The organism is Bartonella sp. P12B, from assembly GCF_055796185.1.
The window spans coordinates 1-1,012 of record NZ_JBTTDI010000060.1 but is presented as its reverse complement, the minus strand read 5'-3'; the positions used below and the strand labels follow the sequence as shown (position 1 = coordinate 1,012).

1 protein-coding gene is annotated in these 1,012 nt (G+C 43.0%); it reads left to right on the top strand.

The features are described from left to right. A partial coding sequence (locus AC0QT1_RS08650; RefSeq protein WP_473202133.1) for a tyrosine-type recombinase/integrase occupies positions 1-1,012 on the top strand: 1,012 nt, incomplete at both ends.

Here is a 1,012-nt window from a genome sequence, read left to right as displayed (position 1 = left end):
TGGCGCTCAATGGCTTTTACGCTATACCATCCACGGGCGGCGTCGTGAAATGGGCTTGGGTGCGTTGCGAAATGTCTCTTTAAAACAAGCCCGTGAATTAGCAACTCAATGGCGTTCTGTTTTGCATGAGGGTCGTGACCCAATTAACGAACGTGACAAACAAAAACGTGAGGCAATGCGGAATCTTCATTACTTAAAAGATATCGCTTTAGATACGTTTGAAACTCGTAAAGCTGAATTAAAAGGAGATGGCAAGGCTGGAGATTGGTTTTTACCTTTACGTCTCTATATTCTCCCTAAGTTAGGTTGTATACCCATTTCAGAGATTACCCAAACCGATATACGCAATGTGCTCGCTCCCATCTGGCATACAAAAGCGGCAACAGCAGAGAAAGCACTAAATCGACTTAATATTTGTTTCAAACATGCTGCTGCATTGGATTTGGATGTTGATTTACAAGCAACAGAAAAAGCACGCGCGCTCTTAGGCAAACAACGCCATAAAGTCACAAATATACCGGCAATGGATTGGAGAGAGGTTCCGGATTTTTATAAAACACTTTGCCAAACAACAACCATGACACAACTAGCTTTACGTCTACTTATTCTTACAGGCGTTCGTACAAATCCCTTGCGTCATATCCATAAAGATCAGATTGATGGGAATATATGGACCATCCCTGCTGAAAATATGAAAGGAAGGCTTGATACTACAACAGAGTTTCGCGTGCCTTTATCATCTGAAGCATTGGAAATTTTGAAACAAGCGCGTCCTCTCTCTCGCAATGATTTCTTCTTTTCTGCAAAAGGTCGTGGTCCTCTTGGTGAAAATTGCATGTCACAATATATGCAACAGATTGGGCTTGAAGCTCGCCCGCATGGTTTTCGCTCTAGTTTACGCGATTGGCTCGCAGAAACAACCGATGCTCCTTTTGAAGTCGCTGAAACCATTCTAGGTCATACGGTTGGGGGTAAAGTAGAGCGTGCTTACCGTCGTACTGATTATTTAGAA